The sequence below is a fragment of the Trebonia sp. genome, from assembly GCF_049794275.1.
Classification (GTDB): Bacteria; Actinomycetota; Actinomycetes; order Streptosporangiales; family Streptosporangiaceae; genus Trebonia.
On record NZ_JBARCR010000343.1, the window covers coordinates 1 to 2,890 of the forward strand.

At 71.9% G+C, this 2,890-nt stretch carries 2 protein-coding genes; both read right to left on the minus strand.

Going from position 1 to position 2,890, the window contains the following annotated elements; all coding sequences use genetic code 11:
• Positions 1-110 precede the first annotated feature (110 nt).
• Entirely contained in the window at positions 111-1,997 is a 1,887-nt protein-coding gene (locus WA805_RS09475) for an FAD-dependent monooxygenase (RefSeq protein ID WP_425242151.1), read from the minus strand.
• Positions 1,998-2,047: 50 nt separating this feature from the next.
• A partial coding sequence (locus tag WA805_RS09480) for a hypothetical protein (RefSeq protein ID WP_425242152.1) occupies positions 2,048-2,890 on the minus strand: 843 nt, incomplete at its 5' end.

Here is a 2,890-nt window from a genome sequence, read left to right on the forward strand (position 1 = left end):
ACGGGGAAGCCCAGCTCCGCTGCAGCGTGTCCAGGGCGTTCGACACCACCCAACTATCCAGTACGCGAGCCGGTACGGCATCGGCTCCCCGCGGTCCACCTGGTCGCCGGTCACGGGCTCAGCCGGCCGGCGGCCTGCCGGATGCGCTCCATGAAAGGGTCCGCGCGATCGGGTCCATCGTGCGTCGTCCCGCCGCCGAGAATGGCGGCGACCGCCTCGCCAAGGGCACGTGCGGGATCCGGTGGCACCGAAGCGATCCGCCAGCCGACCTTGCGGTCAGGGCGGACAAGCACTGCGCCGGAGGCGGTGACCTCCCGCACAGCCGCCCACTCGGTGTCCGCCGCTGGCACGCTCACCAGCGTCACAGGGAAGGCGGACGTCTCCTGCGCGACGGCTGCCGCCGCACGCCATGCTGGGGCGGCGCTCTCGCCGGCGAAGAGCGTGAACGCACCGGGGTCAACTAGGTCGAGCGTGGAAACGGGCGCGGCGGGCACATGGCGCAGCCACACGTGCGGCAGGTGGTGGCCCGGCCTGGTGACCGGGCGGAAGTCGATGGGCGACGCGTGGCCGTCCGGCGGGGGCGTGCAGTCCGGTACTAGGGCGCCGGCCTCGTAGCAGTAGCCGGCTTCAACGTTCAGCTGGCTGTAGTCGCTCGCATTCGCGGCCACCGCCGCGGCGACCTCTGCGCGCCGCAGGTCGCCCACCGGGGTGTCGCTGACGAACACCCCGATCTGCGCCCAGCCTTCTTCCTCGGTCACCGCTGGGCCGAGGCCGAGCGCGGTGCCGATGGGTGCGTGTCGGCCAGCGTTTTCCAGCGAGTGCGCGGTATAGAAGGCGGCGATCGGCCTGCGTTCGGTCTCGTAGCTGTCGAGCAGCGCGTCCGCGGCTTGGCCGTGCAGCACGGCGGCGAGCTTCCAGGCCAGGTTGTGCACGTCCTGCACACCGCAGTTCAGTCCGAGGCCGCCCGTGGGCGGGTGCCGGTGCGCGGCGTCCCCGGCGAGGAACGCCGACCCGGCGCGGAATCGCTCGGCGACGACGCCCTCGTACTGCCAGTGGCTCACCGCGTGCAGTTTCATCGGGTGGCTCGCGGGCAGGCCGAGCATCTCCCGCGCGCTGGCCAGCTGCGTCTCGTCGTCGGCCGGCGGCGGGTCACCGGGCCGGGGCGCGACTGCCACCAGCCACTCCGGCGACTGCCTGCCGTAGCTGCCCGGGCCGAGCGCCTGCAGCGTGCCGACCATGCGCCCATGGCCGCGTGGTGCGATGAAGTGCGCGAGCAGCGCGTCCGGCTCGGCCCATAGCCCGAGGTCGGTGCTGACATGGTAGCTGACCACGTCATTGATCGCCCGCGGTCCTTCTAGCCGCACTCCGAGCAGCTCGGAGCTGATCCGGCCGCCGTCGGCCGCGATCAGGTAGCGGGCGGTGACCTCGCGTTCGATTCCGGTGTCGCGGTCGGTGATGGTCGCGGTCACGCCGTTGTCGTGCTGCCGGAGGGCAGTCAGCTCCTGGCGGGCCCTGATACGGCCCGGACAGCAGGCGACGGCATGGTCCCACAGCAGCCGGTCGAGCCGGATCTGCGGCAGATTCGTGAACTTCCGCGGGCTGGCCTGGGCGTATCGCACCGCGTCCGGCCCGCCGCCCCAGGCCGGGACTTCGCCGAGCTTGAGGCCGTGCAGCGGGCTCGGGCCCGCGACCGAGGTGTACCAGACCACCTTGCGCCACCGGTCGTCGGCGGGGGCCTGCGCGTAGATGTCGTCCGCGACGCCGATCTCGTGGAAGATCTCCATCGTCCGGACGTTGAGCAGGTGCGCGCGAGGGTACCGCGCGTCCGGTCCGCGCCGGTCGACGAGCAGCACCTCGATTCCCTGCCGGGCCAGCAGCATAGCCGCCGTGAGCCCGACGGGTCCGCCGCCCGCGATCAGCACCGGCACCCGCTGCGGCCATTCATCCTGCGCCAGCGCCGGCAGCAGCGCGGGCCGGCGGACAGGGGGGTAACGCAACTAGACCTCCTGGTAGTGGCTCTTGCGGTTTTCGCGGGCCGTCCGGCTTGTCATGGCTGCCAGGCCATGAAGGCCATGGCGCAGCCGGTGCCCGCCGCCGACCGGTAGCAGGGCAGGTAGTCGACGACCTGGGCGGTGAGCGGCGTGTCCGCGGTCGCCCCGCCGACGACGACCCAGTTGCGCAACTCGGAGGTGCCGGAGCGAAGCTGGTCGTCTTCGAGGGAGACCATGAACTCGCGGTCCTTGTCGATCAGCGCCTTAATGAAGGCGCGGTCCAGGTCCTCGTCGATGACGAAGTGGCTGAGCCCCCCGGAACCGACCACGCCGACCCGCAGGTCAGCGGGGAAGCTCTCGATCGCCGCGCCGAGCGCGACGCCGAAGTCGTAGCAGCGGCGCGCGGTCGGCGGGTTGGGCTCCCAGAACGTGTTGACGAACACTGGCACGATCGGGATCAGGTCGTGGCCGTCGAGCACCTGCTGGAGGATGAATCCCCAGCCGTGCGGGATGCTGTGGTTTTCCCACCTGCCGGCGGGCAGCACCTTCGCCGCGCCCGGGTCGAACCCGGCCCGGCTGACCTCGTGGATCAGGTGCAGGCCCAGCTGGCTGTGCCCGTGCCTGACTTCTGGCCGCTCCGGCTGGTTCGCGACCTCGGCGACCGCCAGCCCGGGCGGCATGGTGGCGAGCTGCTGCGCCGTGTACGGCTCGTGCCGCATCGTGTCGCCCCAGTAGATGGCGAACTGGGGCAGCAGCTCGTCGCCGTAGAGCTCCTTGTGGTCGCTGCTGACCACGACGAGGACGTCGACGTTGGCGGCGCGGATGGTCCGGCCGAGCTCGCCGATCGCGGCACGGCTGCGGGCGTGGCGCTCGCGCTGCACGCCGGGCTCGCACTCGGC